Raw genomic sequence first — 22,778 nt, 5'->3', positions numbered from 1 at the left:
CTTGCCCCCGTGACCGGCGGATCATCATCTCCACCGGCGTGACACCAGCATCGGGGTGCCAGGACGCTGCGACTTCACGTCCGCCAAGAGCCGTTCGTCCGCACGTCATCAGACGTGCTGCGGCCCATCGGCGGCCATCGCCTCCCCACCTCGCGTGTCGTGACGATCGCGATACGCCCCTCGTGTCGAGGCGGGATGACGGGAGGGAAGCATGAATTCTGGAAAATAGAAACGAGAATATTTTCGTCGGCAGGACTGGACAGTGAGTCGGACATTGAACGGATTGAGGAAATCAGTGTCTTGGCGCACGCCCTCGCGATGCGCTTCGATCGCAGCAAGGCACCGGAGGCGGGCTCTCCGCTATTCCGCACGCCAGCTGATTCGCCCGACGGGTCGGCTAGGATGATGCTCGACGTGGTGCCCAATGATTGGAACAATGCCGATAATCCCCAATGACGAACCATCGGCCTGACCCTGCGTCAGCCAGAGAAGAAAGCAAGCAATGTCACTCTCCCATCTCTACGACGAAGCGCTCGTCTATGCGACAAGGCTGCACCGGACCCAATTGAGAAAGGGCAGCAACGTGCCCTACATCGCGCATCTGCTGAGCGTCTCCAGCCGCGTGCTGTCGGCGGGCGGCAGCGAGGTGCAGGCTATCGCGGGACTGTTGCATGACGCCGCCGAGGACCAGGGCGGGCAGGCCACGCTGGATGAGATCCGCCGGCGTTTTGGCGATAGCGTCGCCGTGATCGTTGCGGACTGCACGGATTCCTGGGTCGATCCGAGGCCGGCCTGGCGCCCGCGGAAGGAAGCCTATCTCGCCCGGCTGCCGCTCAAGCCGGCGTCATCGCTGCTGGTCTCGCTCGCTGACAAGGTTGACAACGCGGAAGCGATCGCGAGCGACCTTGATGAGGTGGGCGACGTCGTGTGGCAACGCTTCACCGGTGGAAGGGATGGGACGATCTGGTATTACCGCACGCTGAGCCGGATTTTCGATGAGGCTCTGCCTGGACTGTTGGCGCGGCAACTTGCGCGGACCGTTGGTGCTTTTCCGTCCTGACCAGATCGGGCAATGCGCTTGCCCGCCTCGCACCGGATTCGATGATGACAACCTCAGGGCGATCCGCTATAGAGCCGGCCATGATCACCGTCGCCTCCCATCGTTTTGGTCGCATCACGCACCGTAGCTCGCTGGCGGCGGGAGGATCGCGCTCAATCTGACGAATTGCAGCATTTGATCCGAACAGCCGCCAGAACCTGGCGGTTTTTTTGTTGCCGGCAGGTTCTTCATTTGAAGGGGGAGCCCGCCATGCCGAGCACGACCGACGATCCGAGGGTCAGCGCCATCGAGGAGCGAACTCCGCTCCATCATGTGCTGCGTTTCCAGGAACTCGACGAGCGGCGCCGTGGTCCCTCGGCGAGCCATCCCATCTCGCCCAAGCCCGGCGCCGAGATCTACTACTTGGCGCGACCGGCGCCTGATCAAAGCTGCGCCGAGCTGCAGCCAGTGTCATTGCTGCGGCTCTGGTGGAAGCGCTGGCGCGAGCGCGGTCGCTTCGCCCGGGAGTTGCCGTGGATCGCCGACGAGGTGCTGCAGGACTACGGCCTGACACGCGACGAGGCGCGGCGGCTGTGCCGGCGCCCGTTCTGGCGCGCATGAGAGCGACGCGGCGGAACGCAGGTTCTGCCACGGATCCTACTTGCCCAGCTTCTCGGAGAAGAACCTGACGACCTGGGCGTCAAACTCTCGGTGAAACGCCGCGCGGTCGAAATCCGCAGGCGTATCAGCACAGATGCGCGGGACGGCGGCCGCGAGCTCCGCGGAGCACGGCGCGAGGAAAGCAAAATGCGCGGCGGGCACGGTGTGGACCTCGGGCGTGCCGGGAAGGCTCGCGGTTACGCGGGCGGTCCCTTCCGGATCGACCCCGTTGCCGCCGAGCTCCGAGCGCCAGACCTGGAGGGGAATCTTGATGCTCGCGAGATTTGCTCGCGTGAATCCGACCGTGTGGGCGGCGTCGGCCAGCACGGCCGCCTTGATCCTCTCGTCGTGCGGCCAGCTTCTGGGAAACTCGCCATTGCGGACCTGCTCGCAGAACGGGTTCTGTTGCGTGCAGTAGTGCGCCACCCTTTGAAAGTCCGGGTCGACGCCGGCGAGAACGGTTCCGGTGTAGCCACCGCGCGAAAAGCCGAAGAAGCCGATCCGGTCCGGATCAATCGCGGCTCTGCTTGTCCAATCGTTCAACATGAAATCGATCAGATGCATGATGTCCTGCGGCCGTGAGAGCCAGACCGACAGGCTGTCGCGCTGCGCCAGGTCACCGACACTGTCGCCGGGATGGTTGATCGCCGCGACGATGAATCCCGCGTCCGCCAGCGCTTCCGCAACATCGTGGTTTCCACCGATCCAGCCGCCGCGCCCGTGGGACATCACGACCAATGGCAGCTTCGTGCCCTTGATTGGACAATTCTTTACCCCGGGCAGTGTCTCCAGCCCTGGGATCGCGAGGCTTCCAACCGGCACGCTACCGGCGTCTGCGGCGCAGGGCGTCCAGATGATGCCGTGAAATCCATGATCGACCTCTAAGAGCTGCAAGCCAGCGGCGTGGGCGGAGGAGGTCAGGAGGAGGAGCGGCAGCGCGAGAGTGGCGAAGGTCCGATGAAGCAAGACGGACTCCTCACGTTGAACTACGAAATAGCGTGTACCCGCGAAAGTTGTACCAACTGGACCGCCCGTTCCGCCCAATGACCGGCCGTCGAACCGGAGTGGACAATCCATCGGCAGATCGCCTCGGGTGCCATAGGGTCTGTCGTGCCGACCATCTTTGCGTTCACCACCAGCTCGTGCCTCCGATGACAAGATGATTTGATCAAGCCGTCGAGGTTCTGCGGTAACTCCCAAACGTTAGCTTCAGTCCCGGCCAGTGCGGGCGCGCCGTGCCCACCATTCCGAATGCGCGGCTGACATGGCGGCAGTCCGGGCGCCTTACGGGCGGCTCTTTGCCTAGGTGTCCGCAGCCTATTGCGTGAACACTTCCCGGCGTCGCATTCGCCAGGCGGCGCAAGGCGCGTTCATATGCGGATCAAGTCCGTCTTTGACGTGTTGGTTTATTATCCTAAGGCAGGTGCTCAATCGACCCATCCGCGCCTGCGCAGATTGACTATCAATCCTTATCCTTACCTCATCTACTACGAAGTTACTGCCGACGAGGTGGTCATTCACAGTGTGCGTCACACGGCGCGCAATCCGGATGAGTTCGGTTAGGGGCGGAATGAAGATTGAACATCTGGTCATTGCGAGGCGCTGTCGCGCCGGAGCAATCCAATGTCTTGAAGCGCGAAAGCCTTGGATCGCGTCGCTGCGCTCGGGATGACGATGGGGCGAGAGCTGCGCTCATGACGAGCAACTAAGTTCGCGGCCGGCGTGGCCGTTTCACCGGATGCAGCCGTGGCGCGCGGGCGACGCGCGGACGGAGGCGGGTGGCGGCGGCGCGCTTGGGCTTGGCAGCAACCTGTGGCCGGGCCAGCTCCATCAGCAGGCGCAGGGCTTCCAGCACCGAGCGCGTGCGCACGGCGCTGCGGCCGATGGCGCCGAAGCGGTGCTCGCGGTGGGTGATGCGGCCGTCGCGAGCGGCGACGGCGAAATGGACGAGGCCGACCGGCTTGCCGGGGGTGGCGCCGCCGGGGCCGGCAATGCCGGTAATGGCCACCGCGAGGTCGACGTCGGCGCGCTCCAGGGCGCCGACCGCCATCTGAATCGCGGTCTCCTTGGAGACGGCGCCGAAGGTCTGCAAGGTGGAGGCCTCGACGCCGAGCATCGCGCGCTTGGCCTCGTTGGAGTAGGTAACGAAGCCGCGGTCGATGACGTCGGACGAGCCGGGGATGTCGGTCAGCGCTGCGGCGACCAGGCCGCCGGTACAGGACTCGGCGGTCGCGATCATCAGCTTGCGCGATCGGCACAGGTCGAGCAGCGAGCGGGCCAGCGCGCTGGTAGAGCCGATTTGACGTTCGCTGGCCATGGCTGCGTTGTCCTCATCCGACCGTCAGATCGAAAGCTCCACGAGCGGTGACAGGGTGGTGCGCCTCTAGGCGCTCCACGGCAGACGGATCGTCGCGCTCGCCGTCGCTGCGATGCCTTCCTCGCGGCCGGTGAAGCCGAGCCGCTCGCTGGTGGTGGCCTTCACCGCGATGCGCGAGATGTCGACGCCGGTGATCTCGGCGATGCGGGCGCGCATCTGGTCGCGCAGGGGGCCGATCTTCGGGCGTTCGCAGATCATCGTGACCTCGAGATTGGCGACGCGGCCGCCACGCGCGGTCACGCGCTCGATGGCGTATTTCAGGAACTGGTCGGAGGAGGCGCCTTTCCACTTCATGTCGGAGGGCGGGAAGTGCGAGCCGATGTCGCCATCGGCCAGGGCGCCCAAAATTGCATCAACCAGAGCGTGCAGACCGACGTCACCGTCGGAGTGGGCAAGGAACCCCTTGCTATGCGGCACACGCAGGCCGCACAGCCAGACATGGTCGCCTTCGCCGAATGCGTGGACGTCGTAGCCGGTGCCGGTCCTGATATCGCCGAGCTGGGCTGCGAGCCGCGCCTCCTCGCGCACGAAATCTTCCGGTGTGGTGAGCTTCATGTTGGCAACATCGCCTTCAAACGTTGCGACGGTCAATCCCGCCCATTCGGCAATCGCCGCATCATCCGTGAACTCGGTAAGGCCGTCGCGCGCGGCGCGGCGGTGTGCCTCCAGGATCGTGTCGAACTTGAAGGTCTGCGGCGTCTGCGCGATGCGCAGCTTCGCGCGCTCCGGTGTCGCGGTGATGTCGCCGCCCGTGCCGACTTCCTTGATGGTGTCGGTGACCGGCACCACGGGAATCGCCGCACCGGTCTTGCCGGCCGCTCGAATCGCGCGCGAGATCACGGCGGGCGTGACGAACGGACGCGCGGCATCGTGGATCAGCACGATGTCGGGCTTGTGCGGCGCCAGCGCTTCCAGGCCTGCGAGCACCGAGGCCTGGCGCGTCGCACCGCCATGCGCTGGGACCTCGTGGCGCAGGCCGAAGACGGCTGCGTTGAAGATGTCGATGTCGTCGGGGTTCAGCACCGGCTGGACCACCGCCACCTCAGGGTGATCGGCGAAGGCGGCGAGCGCGCGATGGATGACCGTGCGGCCGCCGATCATGCGGTATTGCTTCGGACCGCCGGCGCCGGCGCGCAGGCCACGTCCGGCCGCGACGAGAATGGCTGCAGTCCGCTGAGAAGTCGTCATGGGAACAGGGTATCGATGCAAAGGGAGATGATGGGTTCGCGGCTTCTTACATCTGCAGAACATGTTAAGCGAGCAGGATCACACGTTGCCTGAGCGGCAACTGCGATCGCGATGCATGTGCCGGGAGGCGCCGTGGCCTCGAGCGGACCGATCGCCCTGCCGCCTGTGGGCATCCTCGCTGAGCCATGCAAAAATCCGGCGGCTCACGGGTTTACCATGACTGCCGAACAAGCATATTTTGCTGCACTGCACTTGAAATGCTGATTGTCTTGGCTAAAGTGTAGGCATGACGCTTGACTGCCCAAGATTTGTGCTTGAGAGTACAGCGCAGACGCGATGATGCGTCCGAAGAGCTTTAAGAGTCGTTCGTGACCGGTCCGGCCAATACACACGCCAAAGCCTTGAAGATAGGCGACGTTTCACTCGCCAACCGGGCCATTCTCGCGCCGATGTCGGGCATCACCGACGCGCCGTTCCGCCGACTCGCGGCCGAGCTCGGCGCCGGGCTGGTGGTGTCCGAGATGACCGCGAGCGACGATCTCGTGCGCGGGCGGTGGATATCCCGGTTGCGCTGCGAGGCGAGCGGCGTCGGGCCGCATGTGGTGCAGCTCGCCGGCTGCGAGGCGCATTGGATGGCCGAGGGCGCGAGGGTCGCCGAGGAGGGCGGCGCTGATATCATCGACATCAACATGGGCTGCCCGGCGCGGCACGTGACCGGCGGCCAGTCCGGCTCGGCCCTGATGCGTGATCTCGATCATGCGCTGACCCTGATCGAGGCGACGGTCGAGGCCGTCGATGTGCCCGTGACGCTGAAGATGCGGCTCGGCTGGGACCAGGGCAGCCTCAATGCACCGGAGCTGGCGCGCCGCGCCGAAGCCGCGGGCGTGCAGCTGATCACCGTGCACGGCCGCACGCGGCAGCAGTTCTACAAGGGCGAGGCCGACTGGAGTGCGGTGCGCGCGGTGAAGGATGCCGTCGATCTGCCGGTCGTCGTCAACGGCGACATCACCACCTACGAAGACGCGCGCGAGGCGCTCGATACGTCCGGCGCCGATGCCGTGATGATCGGGCGCGGCGCGCAAGGCCAGCCCTGGCTGCCCGGCCAGATCGGCCGCCGACTCGACGGCGGTGCGGAAGAGGGCGCGCCGGAGCTGGCGCAGCAGCTCAGTCTTCTCACCGCGCTCTATGACGAGATCTGCCGTCACTACGGCGCGCGTGTCGGCCTGCGCCACGCCCGCAAGCATCTCAGCTGGGGGCTCGACGTCGCCGCCCGGCACGCCCAGGCGCCGGCCGAAAAACTGAAGGCGTGGCGCGACCGTATCCTGACGTCCGAGCAGCCATCCCAGGTGCATCGGGCGCTGCGTGAGGCTTTCGACGATTTTGCCTGGAGTGCAGCCGCATGAGCTCAGCCGCAGAACAGCGCAAGCGACTTCCGTCGGATGGCGACGCCATCCTCAACGCTTTGCCGAATCCGGTCCTCGTCATCGGCCCGGATGGCATGATCATGGACGCCAACATGGCGGCGGAATCGTTCTTCGATTCCTCGACGCAGTTTTTGCAGCGGCAGTCGCTGAAGAAGCTGGTGCCGTTCGGCAGCCCCTTGCTGGCGCTGATCGACCAGGTCCGTACCACCAGCGCGCCGGTCAACGAGTACAAGGTCGATCTGGGCACGCCGCGCACCGGCGCCGATCGGCTCGTCGACCTGCACGTCGCGCCGCTGCCGGAGCGCCCCGGCCATATCGTGGTGATGCTGCAGGAGCGCACCATCGCCGACAAGATGGACCGCCAGCTCACGCATCGCAGCGCTGCGCGCTCGGTGATCGCGCTGGCCGCGATGCTCGCGCACGAGATCAAGAACCCGCTGTCGGGCATCCGCGGCGCCGCGCAGCTTTTGGAGCAGCAGGCCTCCTCCGAGGACCGCATGCTGACCCGGCTGATCTGCGACGAGGCCGACCGCATCGTCACTTTGGTCGACCGCATGGAGGTGTTCGGCGACGACCGCCCGGTGGCGCGCGGGCCCGTGAACATCCATTCCGTGCTCGATCACGTGAAGCGGCTGGCGCAGTCGGGCTTTGCCCGCAACATCCGCTTCGTCGAGGATTACGATCCGTCGCTGCCGCCGGTGCTCGCCAACCAGGATCAACTGATCCAGGTGTTCCTGAACCTGGTCAAGAATGCCGCGGAAGCGGTCGTCGATCTCGGCTCGGATGCCGAGATCCAGCTCACCACGGCCTTCCGCCCGGGCGTGCGCCTGTCGGTGCCCGGCAAGAAATCGCGGGTGTCGCTGCCGCTGGAGTTCTGCGTCAGGGACAACGGCCCGGGCGTGCCGGAAGACCTGATGCCCAACCTGTTCGATCCGTTCGTGACCACCAAGCCGACCGGAAGCGGCCTCGGACTTGCATTGGTCGCGAAGATCGTCGGCGACCATGGCGGGATCATCGAGTGCGAGTCGCAGCCGCGCAAGACGACCTTCCGGGTGCTGATGCCGATGTACAGCGCAACCAGACAACCAGACCACGGCCATCGCGATGACGTTTCGGGGACGCCGTTGCATGCCTCACAGGGATCAAATTGAGGACCACCTATGCCTGCAGGTAGCATTCTCGTTGCCGACGACGATACGGCCATCCGCACGGTCCTGAACCAGGCGCTGTCACGCGCCGGCTATGAGGTGCGGCTGACCGGCAACGCCGCCACGCTGTGGCGCTGGGTGAGCCAGGGCGAGGGCGATCTCGTCATCACCGACGTGGTGATGCCGGACGAGAACGCGTTCGACCTGCTGCCGCGGATCAAGAAGATGCGGCCCAACCTGCCGGTCATCGTGATGAGCGCGCAGAACACCTTCATGACCGCCATCAAGGCGTCGGAGCGCGGCGCCTATGAGTATCTGCCGAAGCCGTTCGACCTGAAGGAGCTGATCGCGATCGTCGGCCGTGCCTTGGCCGAGCCGAAGGAGCGTGCGGCGAGCCAGCCCGACGACGGCGAATTCGAATCGATCCCTCTGGTCGGCCGCTCGCCGGCGATGCAGGACATCTACCGCGTGCTGGCGCGACTGATGCAGACCGACCTCACGGTGATGATCTCCGGCGAGAGCGGCACCGGCAAGGAGCTGGTCGCGCGCGCGCTGCACGATTACGGCAAGCGCCGCAACGGCCCGTTCGTCGCCGTCAACATGGCGGCGATCCCACGCGACCTGATCGAGTCGGAACTGTTCGGGCACGAGCGCGGCGCCTTCACTGGCGCCAACACCCGAGCGTCCGGCCGTTTCGAGCAGGCCGAGGGCGGCACGCTGTTCCTGGACGAGATCGGCGACATGCCGATGGAGGCGCAGACGCGGCTCTTACGCGTGTTGCAGCAGGGCGAGTACACCACCGTCGGCGGCCGCACCCCGATCAAGACCGACGTGCGCATCGTCGCCGCCTCCAACAAGGACCTGCGCATCCTGATCCAGCAGGGGCTGTTCCGCGAGGATCTGTTCTTCCGCCTCAACGTCGTGCCGCTGCGGCTGCCTCCCTTGCGCGAGCGCATCGAGGACCTGCCAGACCTCGTCCGGCATTTCTTCGCGCTGGCCGAGAAGGACGGGCTGCCGCCGAAGAAGCTCGATGCCGCGGCGCTGGAGCGGCTCAAGCAGCACCGCTGGCCGGGCAACGTCCGCGAGCTGGAGAATCTCGCCCGGCGTTTGGCCGCGCTGTATCCGCAGGACGTGATCACTGCCTCGGTGATCGATGGCGAACTGGCGCCGCCGGCAGTGACGACCGGCTCGAACACGCCGACCTCGATCGACAATCTCGGTGGCGCCGTGGAGGCCTATCTGTCCTCGCACTTCCAAGGCTTTCCGAACGGCGTGCCGCCGCCGGGGCTGTACCACCGCATCCTCAAGGAGATCGAGATTCCGCTGCTGACGGCGGCGCTGGCGGCAACCCGCGGCAACCAGATCCGCGCGGCCGATCTGCTCGGCCTCAACCGCAACACGCTGCGGAAGAAGATTCGCGACCTCGACATTCAGGTGTACCGCAGCGGCGCTTGATGGTGATTTGATACCTTTCCGGCGGGCTCAGGCCCGCCTCAGGTGAGAATTAATGTAGACAAATCCGCGACGCGCTCCGGCGCCGCGGATTTGTCGCAATTTGGCAACAGCGTGGTAGGAATGCATCAGTCCGATTCCCGGACATGCCGCGTTCAGCATCACCCACCTTGCCGGAATGACCAGCGCAGAGACCTCGGCCACCCCCTTCGATTCGTCGTCCACCGACGGCCGGCGCTGGACCTGGCGCACCTGGCTGGCGCCGGTGGCGGTGGCGCTCGCGCTGCTGTCGGCCTTCCTCACCTTCATCGTGCTGGTCGGGCTGACCCCGGTCGAGCCGACGACGGACGTCGTCAAGACCTTCTACCTGATCGACGCCGGAACGATCCTGGTCCTGGTCGGGATCATCATCCGCGAGGTCTGGCAGGTGGTGCAGGCCCGCCGGCGCGGCCGGGCGGCGGCGCGGCTGCACGTGCAGATCGTCAGCCTGTTCTCGGTGATCGCGGTATTGCCGGCGGTGCTGGTCGCCGTGGCGGCCAACGTCACCATCGATCGCGGCCTCGACCGGCTGTTCTCCGGACCGGCCAAGGTCGCGATCCAGAACTCGCTGACCATCGCGCGCGCCTACATGCAGGAGCACGCGCAATTCATCCGCGGTGACATCATCGGCATGGCGACCGACATCGCACGCGCGCGGCCGCTGTTCGACCAGGACCGCGCCAGCTTCCGCGAGCTGCTCACCACCAGCGCCGCCTCGCGCAACCTGCCGGGCGCGATGATCATCGACAAGAACACCAATCCGATCGTCTGGGCCGAGACCGGCGGGGTGCAACTGGCCTATTCGCCGCCGGCGCCCGAGTTCCTCAACAATGTCCGGGAGGAGGAGCCCGAGATCGCGGTCCTGCCGGAATCGAACTACGTCGCCGCGGTGATCCGGCTGCGCGCGTTCAACGACACCTTCCTCTACGTCGCGCGTCCGCTCGATCCGCAGGTCGTCGAGCAGCTCAAGCAGACCGAGCTGTCGGTCGCCGAATACGCCCAGGTCGAGGCGCGGCGCTTCGGCATCCAGATCGCCTTCGCGCTGATGTTCGCGGTGATCGCGCTGACCATCCTGATGGCCTCGGTGCTGATCGGGCTGAACTTCGCCAACTGGCTGGTGGCGCCGATCCGGCAATTGATGAATGCCGCCAACACCGTGTCGACCGGCGATCTCAACGTCCAGGTCCCGGTGCATCGCTCGGAGGGCGATCTCGCCCAGCTCGGCCAGACCTTCAACAAGATGACGCAGGAGCTGCGCACGCAGCGCGACGAGCTGGTCAGCGCCAGCGAATTGATCGACAGCCGGCGCCGCTTCATCGAGGCGGTGCTGTCGTCGGCCTCCGCCGGCATCATCGGCGTCGATGCCTCGGGCAGCGTCGGCATCCTCAACCGCTCGGCCGAGAAGCTGATTGGACATGCCGAGCAGGAGGTGCTGGATCATCCGCTCTCCGACGTGCTGCCCGAGCTCGACGACATGATGAAGACGGCGCGCGAGGGCAAGCAGCGGCTGGTGCAGGGGCAGATCACGATCCAGCGCGACGGCCACGAGCGCAATCTGTCGGTGCGCGTCACCGCCGAGCAGACCAACCAGGCGCGCGACAGCTACATCATCACGCTGGACGACATCACCGAGCTGGTCTCGGCGCAGCGCACGTCCGCCTGGGGCGACGTCGCGCGCCGCATCGCGCACGAGATCAAGAATCCGCTGACGCCGATTCAACTCTCGGCTGAGCGCATCCGCCGCAAATTCGGCAAGGTCATCACCGAGGACAAGGCGGTATTTGAGCAATGTACCGAGACGATCGTGCGGCAGGTCGACGACATCAGGCGAATGGTCGACGAGTTCTCGCGATTCGCGCGGATGCCGAAGCCGGTGATGGAAGGCGAGGACGTCGCCGACACCGTGCGGCAGGCCGTGTTCCTGATGAAGGTCGCGCATCCCGAGATCGACATCGAGACCGAGATCAAGCAGGACCCGTTGCGCGCGCAGTTCGACCGCCGCCTGATCTCGCAGGCGCTGACCAACATCATCAAGAACGCCACCGAGGCGATCGAGGTGGTGCCCGAGGCGGAGCTCGGCAAAGGCCGAATCGATGTCGTCGCCTCGCGCGAGGGTGAGGACGTGCTGATCGACGTCATCGACAACGGCATCGGTCTGCCGAAGGTGGCGCGGCAGCGGCTGCTCGAGCCCTATGTCACGACGCGCGCCAAGGGCACCGGCCTCGGGCTCGCCATCGTCGGCCGCGTGCTGGAAGACCATGGCGGCAAGCTCGAGCTGAAGGACGCGTCCGATTTCCGTCCCGGCCAGCGCGGCGCCTGGATGCGGCTGCGCTTTGCCGTCTCCGGCCAGGCCGCGAAGACGGGCGCGAAGGAGCAGGCGGGGGCGTCTGACAATGCGCAGAAGACCGAGGCCGGCGGCGAAACCGCTGACACGGTTAAAACGACCAATGATGAACCAAAAATCCAAGCCGCAACCGGCAGCTGACGAGACAGGCGTGACCCATGGCGAGTGATATTCTGATTGTCGACGATGAAGCCGATATCCGGGAGCTGGTCGCCGGCATCCTGGATGACGAAGGCTTCACGACGCGAACCGCGCGCGACAGCGATTCGGCGCTCGCGGAGATCACGAGCCGCCGTCCCAACCTGGTGTTCCTGGACATCTGGCTGCAGGGCTCCAAGCTCGACGGTCTGCAGCTCCTCGAGCAGATCAAGAAGGACCATCCCGACCTTCCGGTCGTGATGATCTCCGGCCACGGCAACATCGAAACGGCGGTCGCCGCGATCAAGCGCGGCGCCTATGACTTCATCGAGAAGCCGTTCAAGTCCGACCGCCTGATTCTGGTTGCCACGCGTGCGCTGGAGAATTCCCGGCTGAAGCGCGAGGTTCGTGAGCTCAAGCAGCTGGCGCCGACCGCGAGCAGCATGACCGGCCGCTCGCCATCGATGAACCAGTTGCGCCAGACCATCGAGCGCGCCGCCAAGGCCAACAGCCGCATCCTGATCGTCGGCCCTCCCGGCTCGGGCAAGGAGCTTGCGGCGCGTTCGCTGCACGCTCAGTCGCCGCGCTCCGAGGGCCCGTTCGTCGTCATCAACGCCGCCGCGATCACGCCGGAGCGGATGGAGGAGGAACTGTTCGGCATCGAGCAGTCGAATGGCGAGCAGTCGCGCAAGACCGGCGCGCTCGAAGAGGCCCACGGCGGCACGCTGTTCGTCGACGAGATCGCCGACATGCCGCGCGAGACGCAGAACAAGATCTTGCGCGTGCTGGTCGATCAGACGTTCCAGCGCGCGGGCGGGACCACCAAGGTGCACGTCGACGTGCGCATCATCTCCTCGACCGCACGGAATCTCGAGGAGGAGATAGCCACCGGGCGTTTCCGCGAGGACCTCTATCACCGGCTGTCGGTGGTGCCGATCCGGGTTCCGCCGCTGTCGGAGCGCCGCGAGGACATTCCCGAGCTGATCGACTATTTCATGGAGCAGATTTCGGCCACGACCGGCCTGCCAAAGCGCCAGATCGGCCAGGACGCCATGGCCGTGCTGCAGTCGCATGTGTGGCCCGGCAACGTCCGTCAGCTTCGCAACAACGTCGAGCGTGTCATGATTCTGGCGGCCGGTGGACCGGAGGTGATCATCACCGCCGACATGCTGCCGCCGGATGTGGGATCGATGGTGCCGGCGATGCCGACCAGCAACAATGGCGAGCACATCATGGGCCTGCCGCTGCGCGAGGCACGCGAGGTGTTCGAGCGCGACTATCTGATCGCCCAGATCAGCCGCTTCTCGGGCAACATCTCGCGCACAGCCGAGTTCGTGGGCATGGAGCGGTCGGCCCTGCATCGCAAGCTGAAGGCGCTCGGCGTCGGCTGAGGCTCCAGCTCGGCCAAACCTGCCGACTGGACGAATTTACATTGGAAAATTCGTCCATTTCCGGAATTTTACGGATGAATCCGGCTCTTTTGGAACCGGCTTCCTTGCAAGCGGCTTGCCTAATATGCTCGCCTGTCTTCTAATCCGGCATCCCGTGGTCCCTCGAGGGGGATCTCAATGGACCATGGGCCACCTCGATGAATCCGGGGCCTGCGATCGGGACATCGAAGGTTCAATAAGAAAAAGCACAAGACTGCGAGACAATAACAATGGCGGCAGACCGCGCACAAAACCTACAAGACACCTTTCTAAACCATGTCCGCAAAACCAAGACGCCGCTCACGATCTTCCTGGTCAATGGCGTGAAGCTGCAGGGGATTGTCACATGGTTCGACAATTTCTGCCTGCTGCTCCGGCGCGACGGTCACTCGCAGCTCGTCTACAAGCATGCGATCTCCACCATCATGCCAGGCGCACCGATCCAGTTGTTCGAAGGCGGCGAGGACGCGTCTGCGTGAGTGTGACCTGACGTGAGAGTGACCTGATTGGAACCCCGCGATCGCGAAGGGACCATCGGCCTGTCGAGGCCGGATGACAATAAGGGGACCGGGCTCGTCATCGTGGTCGGCCCCTACTTGCGAGCGCGCCGCGGCGACGATGGCGCGCAAGCAGGCCAATCCGACATGCGTGATTTCGAGGCGCGGATCGACGAGGCGGCGGGCCTCGCGCGGGCCATCGACCTGACCGTGGCCGAGGCCATTCTCACGCCGATCGGGCAGATCCGCCCCGCAACCTATCTCGGCAAGGGCAAGGTCGAAGAGATTGCCGGCGTGATCGCCGGCCATGGCGTCGAGCTGGTGGTGATGGATTGCGCGCTCTCGCCGATCCAGCAGCGAAACCTCGAGAAGGCCTGGAACACCAAGGTGCTCGACCGCACCGGCTTGATCCTGGAGATCTTCGGCCGCCGCGCCAAGACGAAGGAGGGTGCGCTGCAGGTCGAGCTCGCGCATCTCAACTATCAGCGCAGCCGTCTGGTGCGGTCCTGGACCCATCTCGAGCGCCAGCGCGGCGGTTTCGGCTTCATGGGCGGTCCCGGCGAGACCCAGATCGAGGCCGACCGCCGGCTGATCGGCGACCGCATCACGCGGCTCGAGAACGAGCTGAAGAAGGTCCAGGCGACGCGGCGGCTGCATCGCGCCGGCCGCCAACGCGTGCCGTATCGCGTCGTGGCGCTGGTCGGCTACACCAATGCCGGCAAGTCGACGCTGTTCAATCGCCTGACGCGCGCCGACGTCCAGGCCGCCGACATGCTGTTCGCGACGCTCGATCCGACCTTGCGCGCGATCACGCTGCCGCATGGCGGCAAGGCGATGCTGTCGGACACCGTGGGCTTCATCTCCAACCTGCCGACGCAGCTCGTCGCCGCCTTCCGCGCCACGCTCGAGGAGGTGCTGGAGGCCGACGTGATCCTGCACGTCCGCGACATGTCGCACGAGGATGCCGAGGCGCAGCAGCACGATGTCGAACTGGTGCTCAGCCAGCTCGGCATCGATCCCGAGGCCACCGACACCATCATCGAGGTCTGGAACAAGATCGATCGCCTCGACGAGGCGGCGCGCGAGAACCTCGCCAACATCGCCGCACGGCGGCCACCGGAGCGGCCATGCCTGCTGGTCTCGGCCCAGACCGGGGAGGGCGTCGACGCGCTCCTGCAGACGATCGAGGACCGGCTCGCGGCGGCGCGGACGACGCTCGATCTCACCATCGATGCGGCCGACGGCGCCGGCATCTCCTGGCTGCATCGCAACGCCGAAGTGCTGGCCAAGGAGCTGCACGAGGGCCACTACGACATGACCGTGCGCGTCGATGCCACCAAGCGCGACATCGTGGTCGAGCGCTATCACGGCGTGCCCCGCGTGGCGTGAGCCGCGCGCGACGTCGTTTGCCTCTCGTGCAGGATGACATGCATCGCTGCGCCTATCCATCGGGCTACAAGGGCGTGATGTCGACGTGCAGCACCGCGGCGCGCCCGCCGTCGAGGGCGGCGAGGCAGCGCTCGATCGCTGCATCGAGCTTGTCGGGATCGTCGACCCGCTCGCCATGGGCGCCGAATGCGCAGGCGATGTCGGCGAGACGACGCTGCTCGCCCTGGCGCCCGGTGCTGAGCCTAGAGAGGAAGGAATCCGTGCGCCGTGCGGCGCCGTCCGGATAGACGCGCTGCACCGATGCCTTCACCGCCTGCCATCCGTTGTTGTCGAGGATCACGGTCAGGATCGGGAGCTGGCACTGCTGCGATAAGGCGTAGACGGAATCCGGCGCGGCGAAATGATAGGCGCCGTCGCCGACGATCTGCACCACGCGCGCTGAGGGATTGGCGAGCTTGAGTCCGAGCGCCATGCCGCCGCTGAAGCCGAGGCCGCCGCCGGCCAGGCCCACATAGGTCATCGGCTTGGTGCGGCGAAGCTGCTGTTGCAGGATTGGCGCGTTGCGGACCGCCTCGTTGAGGACGATGTCGTCCTCCGACAGCAGCGCCTGCAACCGCGCAAACAAATAGGCCGGGTTGATCGCTCCGATCCGGCCCTTCTGTGCAGCCGCGGATATCCGTTTCGCCTGCGCGGCCTCGCGTGCCGGCTGCCAGCTCGCGATCCGGTCGCGCACTCTCGTGAGATAGGCGTCGTCGCCACGGGCAACGATGATCTCCAGCACCTGACGAAGAATGACGGCCGAATCGCCCTGAATACGGAGGTCGGTGGCAAATCCCCACATCGGGATGTCCGCCTTCAGGGCGTCGATATCGATCTGGATCCAGTGCAGCCGATCGGCGGCCTTCAGCTTCTGCGGAATGAATGGCACGTCGATGTCGATGAGCAGCCCGAGATCGGCGCCGGCGACCAGCGCGGCCGGGTCGGAGCCGGCAAAGCAAGGGGAGTCCTGGCAGATGTTCATCGTGACGGGGTTGAACTCCGCGACACGGATTCCGCAGACCAGCGCCAGCCGCTCCAGCACAGAGACGGCCTCGGCGCTGCGTCCGAGATAAGCGGTCAGCGCGATCGGATTCTCCGCCTTCATCAGCGCGTCCGCGATGGCACGCGCGCGCTCCGGCTCGATCCCTCCCGCCTTGACGCTGCCATGGCGCGCGGGCGGGCAGGCCGGCATCGCCGCCTCGTCCCAGGTCTCGGCGAGGGTCTCGCGCGGCAGCATCATGTAGACCGGGCCGGGCGGATCGCTGTGCATGAACGCGGCAGCGCGGGCGACCGCCTCCTTGACGACGACACCCGACGGCAGCGTGTATTCCCATTTGACATAAGGACGCACGATGCTGCCCTGATCGAAACTCTCCTGCACGAAGTGGACGTAGGTGTCACGTCCTCCCGTCAGCTCGCCATGCATCGCGAACGGAGCCCGCCCTGCAAACAGCAGCACCGGCAGCCGGTAGCGAAAGGCGTTCTGAATCGCCATGCACGCATTCGCCGTGCCGGCATCGACATGGACGAACACGGCCTGGCCGCGGCCGGTCGCGCTCGCATAGCCCATTGCCATGTGCACCGCGACCACCTCGTGGGGACACAGGATCACCTCGGGGTGCCGTCGACCTTCGCTGTCCCAGCGTGCAATCTCCTCGATCAGCGAGACATGATCGGTGCCGAGATTGGCGAAGATGTAATCGATGCCGATCTCGACGAGCGCCTCGAGGAAGTAATGCGCGGTGGTGTGGCGGGTCATGGCGCGATGACACGAGTCAGGGCGACGACGGCATCGTCACGGCGCATGCTCTGACTTGCCTGTCCACGCAGGCTATCGAACAGGTCGTTGGGCTCGAGCGGTGCGGCCAAGCCGCGCCAGGCAATGTGCGAGTCCGGCCGCAGCACGAGCAGGCTGTCCGGGAAGCCATAGCCGGCCTTTGCGCGCTCGACGTCGACGAGCGTCAAGGGAACGCCCTGGCGGGCCGCGGCGTCGACCAGTGGCATGACATCGACGGCCGGATCGAACCGCACCAGCGTGTAGGCCGGGCCAAGCGCATCCAGCAGCGATCGGCCATCGGCCAGCCAGACGTGCGGCGCGCGTGCGCCGGGCACTGTGGACGCGCTGAAATGGCCCATGCCGTAGGGCGGCGGCGTCTCGCCATCGTATGAGATCGCCGGAGACCGGTCGTAGTAATAGCCGAAATTCAAGCCGGCGCAGCAATATTGCTGCACGTTGAGATCATAGGCGGCCTTGCCGACCTTGCTGCGCGCCGCGTCGCCGACGGGGCCATCGATCTCCACCTCCGCAGGCACGGCGCGTCTCTGGCTCATCACCGCGAGCGCGTGGTTCATCGCGAAGTGCGACACCTGCTCGGTGATCGGCTGCCGCTCCGCTTCGTAGGCGTCGAGCAGGGCAGGGGTGGCCCAGCCGTGGAGGACGCCGCCAAGCATCCAGCACAGGTCGACCGCATCGGCGATCCCTGCATTCATGCCGTAGCCGGCATAGGGGATCCACAGATGCGCCGCATCACCGCAGATGAAGGCGCGGCGATCGCGGAAGCGATCCGCCACCAGGCGACGTCCGATCCAGTCCTCCTTGCTGATGATCTCATAATGGAAACGGTCGTCGACACCGAGAATGGTGCGCAGTGCCCAATCGCGATCGACACTGTCGAACTCGAGCTCCTCGGCCGCGAGGTGGTTGTGGATCAGCCAGTTGTCGCAGCCGTCGATGGAGACGGTGGTGCCGCAGCGCCGCGGGTTGAGCGACATCGTCATCCAGGCCGGCTTCTGGGTGATCAGCTCCTTCAGCGCGGGAGCGTGGATGTAGGTCGACTGCACCCGCTGCACGACATCGGTGCCGCTGAGCCGTGAGCCGATGAGCTTGCGCACCGTGGAGCGGCCGCCGTCGCAGCCAATCAGATAGTCGGCTGAGATGGTGATGTCCCGGCCGGCGTCGAGATCGCGCGCCCGCGCGATCACGCCGTTTTCATCCTGGTCGAACCGATCGACCTGGACGCGGTTGAGAATCGTGATGCCGCGTTGCGCCTCTGCGCAAGCGAACAGGATCGGCTCGAGATAGATCTGATTGATGCGATGGGGCGGCTCGGGCGTCGGCCAATCGGTGTCCGGCCCACCGGTTGCCGTGTAGCGGTCCTGGCGGCATGGGATCGGGATGCGCGTCAGCTCGCGGCCGACGACGGCGGTGCGATAGGCGCAGTCGTTTGGAAAATCAGCCGGCAGGCCGCCTTCGCGCACCTCGCGGACGATGCCGAGGCGGCGGAACACCTCCATCGAGCGCGCGGAGACGTGGTTGCATTTCACGTTGGGCGGCTCTCCGGCGCGCCTGATCTCCGCGACCACGACGTCGATGCCGCGCGAGGCGAGATCCATGGCGGCGGTCAGTCCGACCGGGCCGGCGCCCACGATGAGCACCTGGGTTCGTATCGTCTTCATGTCGGTTCTCTTGCTTTGATCTACGCGCGCTCGGGCGTGGAGAGCGCACTGCGTTGCGCATCGTCGGCGCTCGGAAGACTGCCGCGCATGCCGAGGACAGCGAGGCCGAGGATCACCAGCGCCGAGAACAGTTGCGGTACCGCGCTGGCCTGAAACAGCGAGGAGACGTCCCATTTCGCCGCGAGCATCAACCCGCCGATCGTGACGCCGAGGATCGAGCCGAAGCGGCCGATGCCCAGTGCCCAGCCGATGCCGGTGCCGCGGATGTAGGTCGGATAGATGCGCGCCGCATAGGCGTTGCAGCCGATCTGTCCGCCGATCACCGCGACGCCGGCAATGAAGACGGCCGGCACGAGAATCGGCAACGAGGCTCCCGCGATACCGATGGTGATGATCGAGAGGAAGCCGGCAACGTAGGTCGCGAACAGGACGCGATCGAAGCCGAACTTTTCGATCAGCAGGCCGAGCCCGACGGTGCCGAGCATGCCGCCGAGCTGGAAGGCGATGCCGACGGCGATCGCCGCCTGGACGTCGAGCCCGACACCATGTGTGAGCGTCGGCAGCCAGCTGTTGAGGAAATAGATGTCCATCATGTTCATGAAGAACATGACCCACAGCAGCAAGGTCGGCAGCAGACGCCGCTTGGTGAACAGCTGTGGCAGCAGAAAGCCCTTGCCGCTCTCCTCGATGATCGTAAAGCGCGCGTCGGCGGGGAGGCGGTCCGACGGATCGATCCGCGTCAGCAGCGCGCGCACGCGATCATTCTTGCTGTCGTCGAGGGCCAGCAGCGAGAGCGATTCCGGCAGCCAGATAATGAGGACCGGACAGAGGATGAGCGGCAGAATGCCGCCGATGAGAAAGATGATCTGCCAGCCATAGGCGGTGATGAGCTTGGCCGCGACCGCTCCGCCGATCGCCGATCCCAGCGACACCGTCATGAACATCAGCATGATCAACAGGGTCCTGCGACGCTGCGGCGAATATTCGCCGGTCAGAGCGATCGTGTTGGGCAGGACGCCGCCGAGCCCGAGGCCGGTGAGGAACCGAATGATGACGAGGTCGGATACGCTCGTGGCCTGGGTGGTCGCCAGCGATCCAAGCGCGAACACGAGAACCCCGGCGACGACGAGCCATTTGCGCCCGAGATAGTCGGCCAGCGCGCCGAACACCAGCGAGCCGATCATCACGCCGAACAGGGACGCGCCAAACACCGGTCCCAGGGCGCCCGGCGCCAGATGCAGGTCCTTGCTGAGGGCAGGGGCGACGAAGCCGAGCGCCTGGGCATCGAAGCCGTCGAGCCCGACGACCAGCGCGCACAGGCAGATCACCCTGATCTGGAATCCCGACAGCGGCCGCTCGTCGACGTAGCGCGTGAGATTGATCGCTTGCGTCAAATGTCCCTCCCCATGTGCTTGTTGTTGCCTGGCCGCTTCACCGCAGCCGCCGGCTGTTTGCAAATATGTTGCATGATCAAACTCTTTCGATTAGCCACAAAATTCTCATTCATTCATGAGGAAAGCTAATGCCCCCGACCTTGCGGCAATTGGAGGCCCTGGTCCTGGTGTATCGGCTCGGCAGCATCACCAAGGCGGCCGCCGAACTGCGCGTCACGCAGTCGGCGATCAGCCTGCTGATCCGGCAGATCGAGGAGAACTTTCAGCTCAAGCTGTTCGATCGCACGACGCGGGCGCTGCACCCGACGGCGGCCTGCCGCGAGGCGATCACCGCGGCGGAACGCATCCTGGCGGGGACGCAGGGGCTGTCGCAGCGGATGCGCGACCTGGCCGAGATCAAGGCCGGCCGAATTTCCATCGCGGTCTCAGCGGGCGTCGCGTCGGCGCTGCTTCCACGCGTGTTTGCGACGTTTCGATCGCGCCATCCCGAGGTGCGCATCGATCTGCGTGATGTCGCGCCCGACGAGCTGCTCGCGATCGTGATGGCCGGGCATGCGGAGTTCGGCCTCGGCAGCGTGGAGGACGAGGGCGTACCGGAGGTCAGGATTGAGACGCTGATGCAAAGCCCGCTCTCGGCGATCGGCATCAAGGACGGCCGGTTCGAGAAGCACCGCCGTCTGACGTGGGACGGCATCATGAGCTCCGACCTGATCACGATGCGTCACGGCACGCGCATCCGCCGCCAGATCGACGAGGCGCTGGCGGAGACCGGGCGGTCGCTGAAGCCTGCCTGGGAAGTGTCGCTGATCACGACCGCGCTGGCGCTCACGGCGGAGGGCGCCGGCATCAGCATCCTGCCCGCGCACATGCTGCCCAAGGCACAATTTCCGACCTTGGCCGCGATCCCGCTGTCGCAGCCGACGATTCATCGGCACGTCTCGCTGCTGAGCCGCGCCGACTTTGGATTGTCGCCAGCCGCCCAGCGCTTCGTCGAGATCGCAAGGGCCGCGCTGTCGCGCAAGGGCGGCTGATCACGACCTCGGAGCCGGGAACGCTACTTCTCCAGTCGCTTCGCCTCGTTCCACAATTCGTCCATCTCGTCGAGCGACGCTTCTTCGAGTGTGCGGCCCTTCGCCGTCAACGCCTGTTCGATGTGCGCGAAACGGCGCTCGAACTTGGCGTTGGTGCCGCGCAATGCGGTCTCCGGATCAACCTCGGCGTGGCGGGCAAGATTGACCAGCGCGAACAGGAGATCGCCGGTCTCTTCGGTCAGCTCGGTCGCATCCTTGTTGTCGAGCGCGGCCTCGATCTCGTCGGCCTCCTCGCGGATCTTCTGCAACACCGCGCGCGGATCGTTCCAATCGAAGCCGACGGTCGCGGCCTTGCGCTGCAGCTCCATGGCGCGGACCAGCGCCGGCTGTCCGGCCTTGATGCCTGATAGCAGCGAGGACTTGCTCGTCTGCGCCTCGGGCGGCCGCCGCGCGGCGCGCTCGGCCTTCTCCTCGGCCTTGATGCGGTCCCAGGTGCCTTTGGTGGGCTGGGTGACGTTGCCGTCCTTGTCCGGGAACACATGCGGATGGCGGCGGATCATCTTCTTCGTGATGCCCTCGACGACGTCGCCGAATGCAAACGCGCCTTGTTCTTCTGCAATGCGGGCGTGATAGGCCACCTGCAGCAGGAGATCGCCGAGCTCCTCGCGCAGATCGTCGAGATCGTCGCGCGTGATCGCGTCCGCCACCTCATAGGCTTCCTCGATGGTGTAGGGCGCGATGGTCCGGAACGTCTGCTCGATATCCCACGGGCAGCCGGTGACCGGCATGCGCAGCGCCGCCATGATCTCGATCAGGCGTGAGATGTCGCGGGAGGGGATCATGGGCAGGTCCTGACAGCATCGTTCGATCGGGTCCTGTATGCCCCAAGCCGCGCGCGGCTCCCAGCGAAAAGGGCGACTGCTCGGGATGCGCCCGGCGGGTTGGCCCGACCCGTCGATGATGCTAAGCGGGGGCCATGAGTGAGCAGGACACGACGGCCCTGGTGCTGTTCTCGGGCGGGCAGGATTCCACGACGTGCCTGGCCTGGGCGCTCGACCGCTTCGCGCGCGTCGAGACGATCGGTTTCGCCTACGGGCAGCGCCATGCGATCGAGCTCGCCTGCCGCGACCGGCTGGTCGAGGGCATCGCGCGCCTGCGCCCCGACTGGGCAGCCAAGCTCGGTGACAGCCACACGCTGGACATTCCAACGCTGGCTGCGATCTCCGAGACCGCGCTGACGCGCGACGTCGCGATCGAGATGGGCGCCGACGGCCTGCCCAACACCTTCGTGCCGGGCCGCAACCTGGTGTTCCTGACCTTTGCGGCGGCGCTCGCCTATCGCCGCGGCATCCGCCACATCGTCGGCGGCATGTGCGAGACGGACTATTCGGGCTATCCGGACTGCCGCGACGAGACCATCAAGGCGCTGCAGAATGCGCTGAGCCTGGGCATGGCGCGCGCGTTCGAGTTGCACACGCCGCTGATGTGGCTGTCGAAGGCCGCGACCTGGCAGCTGGCGCATGACCTCGGCGGCGCCGGTCTCGTCGACCTGATCCGCGACCAGTCGCACACCTGCTATCTCGGCGAGCGCGGCGCGCGGCATGACTGGGGTCACGGCTGCGGTCACTGTCCCGCCTGCGAGCTGCGCGCCAAAGGATGGCGCGCGTACGTCGCGGCGGGCGGGCCATCCTGAATCGGAAGCGGGGCCCTCGGGCCCCGCGGAGAGCTGCGCG

At 65.9% G+C, this 22,778-nt stretch carries 20 protein-coding genes; 13 read left to right on the top strand and 7 right to left on the bottom strand.

Annotated elements, in window-relative coordinates; all coding sequences use genetic code 11:
- Positions 1–195: 195 nt before the first annotated feature.
- The 3 genes from QX126_RS06305 to QX126_RS06295 all read left to right on the top strand — a co-directional run bounded on the left by QX126_RS06305 (position 196) and on the right by QX126_RS06295 (position 1,660).
- Positions 196–456 (top strand): hypothetical protein, encoded by a 261-nt coding sequence (locus tag QX126_RS06305; protein ID WP_315779985.1) that lies wholly within the window; start codon positions 196–198, stop codon positions 454–456.
- Between the two features lie 46 nt (positions 457–502).
- A complete protein-coding gene (locus QX126_RS06300) occupies positions 503–1,060 on the top strand; it encodes an HD domain-containing protein (RefSeq protein ID WP_315779983.1) in 558 nt (185 codons plus the stop codon).
- A 249-nt stretch (positions 1,061–1,309) separates the two neighbouring features.
- The gene (locus QX126_RS06295) at positions 1,310–1,660 is read left to right on the top strand and encodes a DUF1127 domain-containing protein (RefSeq protein ID WP_315779981.1); all 351 of its coding nucleotides are present in this window, start codon (positions 1,310–1,312) and stop codon (positions 1,658–1,660) included.
- 36 nt (positions 1,661–1,696) lie between these two features.
- Here the strand turns inward: QX126_RS06295 and QX126_RS06290 are convergent, their stop codons facing one another.
- Positions 1,697–2,665, bottom strand: a complete 969-nt coding sequence (locus QX126_RS06290) for an alpha/beta hydrolase family protein (RefSeq protein ID WP_315774798.1) — start codon at positions 2,663–2,665, stop codon at positions 1,697–1,699.
- Between the two features lie 354 nt (positions 2,666–3,019).
- On the opposite strand from QX126_RS06290, the gene QX126_RS06285 reads away from it, so the two are divergent.
- Positions 3,020–3,262, top strand: coding sequence for a type II toxin-antitoxin system RelE/ParE family toxin (locus QX126_RS06285; protein WP_315779980.1), 243 nt, complete (start codon positions 3,020–3,022; stop codon positions 3,260–3,262).
- Positions 3,263–3,404: 142 nt separating this feature from the next.
- On the opposite strand, the gene QX126_RS06280 is transcribed toward QX126_RS06285, so the two are convergent.
- Both QX126_RS06280 and QX126_RS06275 read right to left on the bottom strand, forming a co-directional pair.
- Positions 3,405–4,016, bottom strand: coding sequence for a CinA family protein (locus tag QX126_RS06280; RefSeq protein ID WP_315779978.1), 612 nt, complete (start codon positions 4,014–4,016; stop codon positions 3,405–3,407).
- Positions 4,017–4,082: 66 nt separating this feature from the next.
- Positions 4,083–5,264 carry a bifunctional 2-C-methyl-D-erythritol 4-phosphate cytidylyltransferase/2-C-methyl-D-erythritol 2,4-cyclodiphosphate synthase gene (locus QX126_RS06275; protein ID WP_315779976.1) on the bottom strand — a complete coding sequence of 394 codons (1,182 nt, stop codon included), beginning with the start codon at positions 5,262–5,264 and terminating at the stop codon, positions 4,083–4,085.
- 449 nt (positions 5,265–5,713) lie between these two features.
- On the opposite strand from QX126_RS06275, the gene dusB reads away from it, so the two are divergent.
- The 7 genes from dusB (at position 5,714) to hflX (ending at position 15,125) form a co-directional block, all read left to right on the top strand.
- Complete coding sequence (dusB, locus tag QX126_RS06270) at positions 5,714–6,667, top strand: tRNA dihydrouridine synthase DusB (protein WP_315780309.1); 954 nt, start codon at positions 5,714–5,716, stop codon at positions 6,665–6,667.
- Positions 6,664–7,839 carry a nitrogen regulation protein NR(II) gene (locus QX126_RS06265; protein ID WP_315779974.1) on the top strand — a complete coding sequence of 392 codons (1,176 nt, stop codon included), beginning with the start codon at positions 6,664–6,666 and terminating at the stop codon, positions 7,837–7,839. Before dusB ends, QX126_RS06265 begins: the two co-directional genes overlap by 4 nt.
- Positions 7,840–7,848: 9 nt before the next feature.
- The gene (gene ntrC / locus QX126_RS06260) at positions 7,849–9,291 is read left to right on the top strand and encodes a nitrogen regulation protein NR(I) (RefSeq protein WP_315711890.1); all 1,443 of its coding nucleotides are present in this window, start codon (positions 7,849–7,851) and stop codon (positions 9,289–9,291) included.
- 175 nt (positions 9,292–9,466) lie between these two features.
- The gene (locus QX126_RS06255) at positions 9,467–11,812 is read left to right on the top strand and encodes a PAS domain-containing sensor histidine kinase (RefSeq protein WP_315779972.1); all 2,346 of its coding nucleotides are present in this window, start codon (positions 9,467–9,469) and stop codon (positions 11,810–11,812) included.
- A gap of 17 nt (positions 11,813–11,829) precedes the next feature.
- Positions 11,830–13,200, top strand: a complete 1,371-nt coding sequence (locus QX126_RS06250; protein WP_315779970.1) for a sigma-54 dependent transcriptional regulator — start codon at positions 11,830–11,832, stop codon at positions 13,198–13,200.
- A gap of 269 nt (positions 13,201–13,469) precedes the next feature.
- Complete coding sequence (gene hfq / locus QX126_RS06245) at positions 13,470–13,718, top strand: RNA chaperone Hfq (RefSeq protein ID WP_006613906.1); 249 nt, start codon at positions 13,470–13,472, stop codon at positions 13,716–13,718.
- 27 nt (positions 13,719–13,745) lie between these two features.
- A complete protein-coding gene (gene hflX, locus QX126_RS06240; RefSeq protein ID WP_315738010.1) occupies positions 13,746–15,125 on the top strand; it encodes a GTPase HflX in 1,380 nt (459 codons plus the stop codon).
- 64 nt (positions 15,126–15,189) lie between these two features.
- Here hflX and QX126_RS06235 read toward each other — a convergent pair whose 3' ends face one another.
- Genes QX126_RS06235 through QX126_RS06225 form a run of 3 tightly spaced genes read right to left on the bottom strand, consistent with a single transcriptional unit; the run spans position 15,190 to position 20,014 of the window.
- On the bottom strand, positions 15,190–16,923 hold the full coding sequence (locus QX126_RS06235; protein ID WP_315779968.1) for a thiamine pyrophosphate-requiring protein: 1,734 nt from the start codon (positions 16,921–16,923) through the stop codon (positions 15,190–15,192).
- The gene (locus tag QX126_RS06230; RefSeq protein ID WP_315779966.1) at positions 16,920–18,620 is read right to left on the bottom strand and encodes an FAD-dependent oxidoreductase; all 1,701 of its coding nucleotides are present in this window, start codon (positions 18,618–18,620) and stop codon (positions 16,920–16,922) included. Before QX126_RS06230 ends, QX126_RS06235 begins: the two co-directional genes overlap by 4 nt.
- Before the next feature lie 20 nt (positions 18,621–18,640).
- A complete protein-coding gene (locus QX126_RS06225; RefSeq protein WP_315779964.1) occupies positions 18,641–20,014 on the bottom strand; it encodes an MFS transporter in 1,374 nt (457 codons plus the stop codon).
- A gap of 128 nt (positions 20,015–20,142) precedes the next feature.
- Between QX126_RS06225 and QX126_RS06220 the strand changes: the two genes are divergently transcribed.
- Positions 20,143–21,045 carry a LysR family transcriptional regulator gene (locus tag QX126_RS06220; protein ID WP_315779962.1) on the top strand — a complete coding sequence of 301 codons (903 nt, stop codon included), beginning with the start codon at positions 20,143–20,145 and terminating at the stop codon, positions 21,043–21,045.
- 23 nt (positions 21,046–21,068) lie between these two features.
- On the opposite strand, the gene mazG is transcribed toward QX126_RS06220, so the two are convergent.
- Positions 21,069–21,887 carry a nucleoside triphosphate pyrophosphohydrolase gene (mazG, locus tag QX126_RS06215; protein WP_315779960.1) on the bottom strand — a complete coding sequence of 273 codons (819 nt, stop codon included), beginning with the start codon at positions 21,885–21,887 and terminating at the stop codon, positions 21,069–21,071.
- 134 nt (positions 21,888–22,021) lie between these two features.
- On the opposite strand from mazG, the gene queC reads away from it, so the two are divergent.
- Positions 22,022–22,738 (top strand): 7-cyano-7-deazaguanine synthase QueC, encoded by a 717-nt coding sequence (gene queC, locus QX126_RS06210; RefSeq protein ID WP_315779958.1) that lies wholly within the window; start codon positions 22,022–22,024, stop codon positions 22,736–22,738.
- The last annotated feature ends 40 nt before the right edge of the window (positions 22,739–22,778 follow it).

The sequence above is a fragment of the Bradyrhizobium sp. SZCCHNPS1003 genome (assembly GCF_032381555.1).
GTDB lineage: Bacteria > Pseudomonadota > Alphaproteobacteria > Rhizobiales > Xanthobacteraceae > Bradyrhizobium.
This window is presented reverse-complemented; position numbering and strand designations above follow the sequence as displayed.

Bases quoted from the DNA above. Each gene is read 5' to 3' on its own strand.
- QX126_RS06305 (WP_315779985.1), top strand. From the start codon at position 196: ATGACGGGAGGGAAGCATGAATTCTGGAAAATAGAAACGAGAATATTT.
- QX126_RS06300 (WP_315779983.1), top strand. From the start codon at position 503: ATGTCACTCTCCCATCTCTACGACGAAGCGCTCGTCTATGCGACAAGG.
- QX126_RS06295 (WP_315779981.1), top strand. From the start codon at position 1,310: ATGCCGAGCACGACCGACGATCCGAGGGTCAGCGCCATCGAGGAGCGA.
- QX126_RS06280 (WP_315779978.1), bottom strand. From the start codon at position 4,016: ATGGCCAGCGAACGTCAAATCGGCTCTACCAGCGCGCTGGCCCGCTCG.
- QX126_RS06275 (WP_315779976.1), bottom strand. From the start codon at position 5,264: ATGACGACTTCTCAGCGGACTGCAGCCATTCTCGTCGCGGCCGGACGT.
- dusB (WP_315780309.1), top strand. From the start codon at position 5,714: ATGTCGGGCATCACCGACGCGCCGTTCCGCCGACTCGCGGCCGAGCTC.
- QX126_RS06265 (WP_315779974.1), top strand. From the start codon at position 6,664: ATGAGCTCAGCCGCAGAACAGCGCAAGCGACTTCCGTCGGATGGCGAC.
- ntrC (WP_315711890.1), top strand. From the start codon at position 7,849: ATGCCTGCAGGTAGCATTCTCGTTGCCGACGACGATACGGCCATCCGC.
- QX126_RS06255 (WP_315779972.1), top strand. From the start codon at position 9,467: ATGACCAGCGCAGAGACCTCGGCCACCCCCTTCGATTCGTCGTCCACC.
- QX126_RS06250 (WP_315779970.1), top strand. From the start codon at position 11,830: ATGGCGAGTGATATTCTGATTGTCGACGATGAAGCCGATATCCGGGAG.
- hfq (WP_006613906.1), top strand. From the start codon at position 13,470: ATGGCGGCAGACCGCGCACAAAACCTACAAGACACCTTTCTAAACCAT.
- QX126_RS06235 (WP_315779968.1), bottom strand. From the start codon at position 16,923: ATGACCCGCCACACCACCGCGCATTACTTCCTCGAGGCGCTCGTCGAG.
- QX126_RS06230 (WP_315779966.1), bottom strand. From the start codon at position 18,620: ATGAAGACGATACGAACCCAGGTGCTCATCGTGGGCGCCGGCCCGGTC.
- QX126_RS06220 (WP_315779962.1), top strand. From the start codon at position 20,143: ATGCCCCCGACCTTGCGGCAATTGGAGGCCCTGGTCCTGGTGTATCGG.
- mazG (WP_315779960.1), bottom strand. From the start codon at position 21,887: ATGATCCCCTCCCGCGACATCTCACGCCTGATCGAGATCATGGCGGCG.
- queC (WP_315779958.1), top strand. From the start codon at position 22,022: ATGAGTGAGCAGGACACGACGGCCCTGGTGCTGTTCTCGGGCGGGCAG.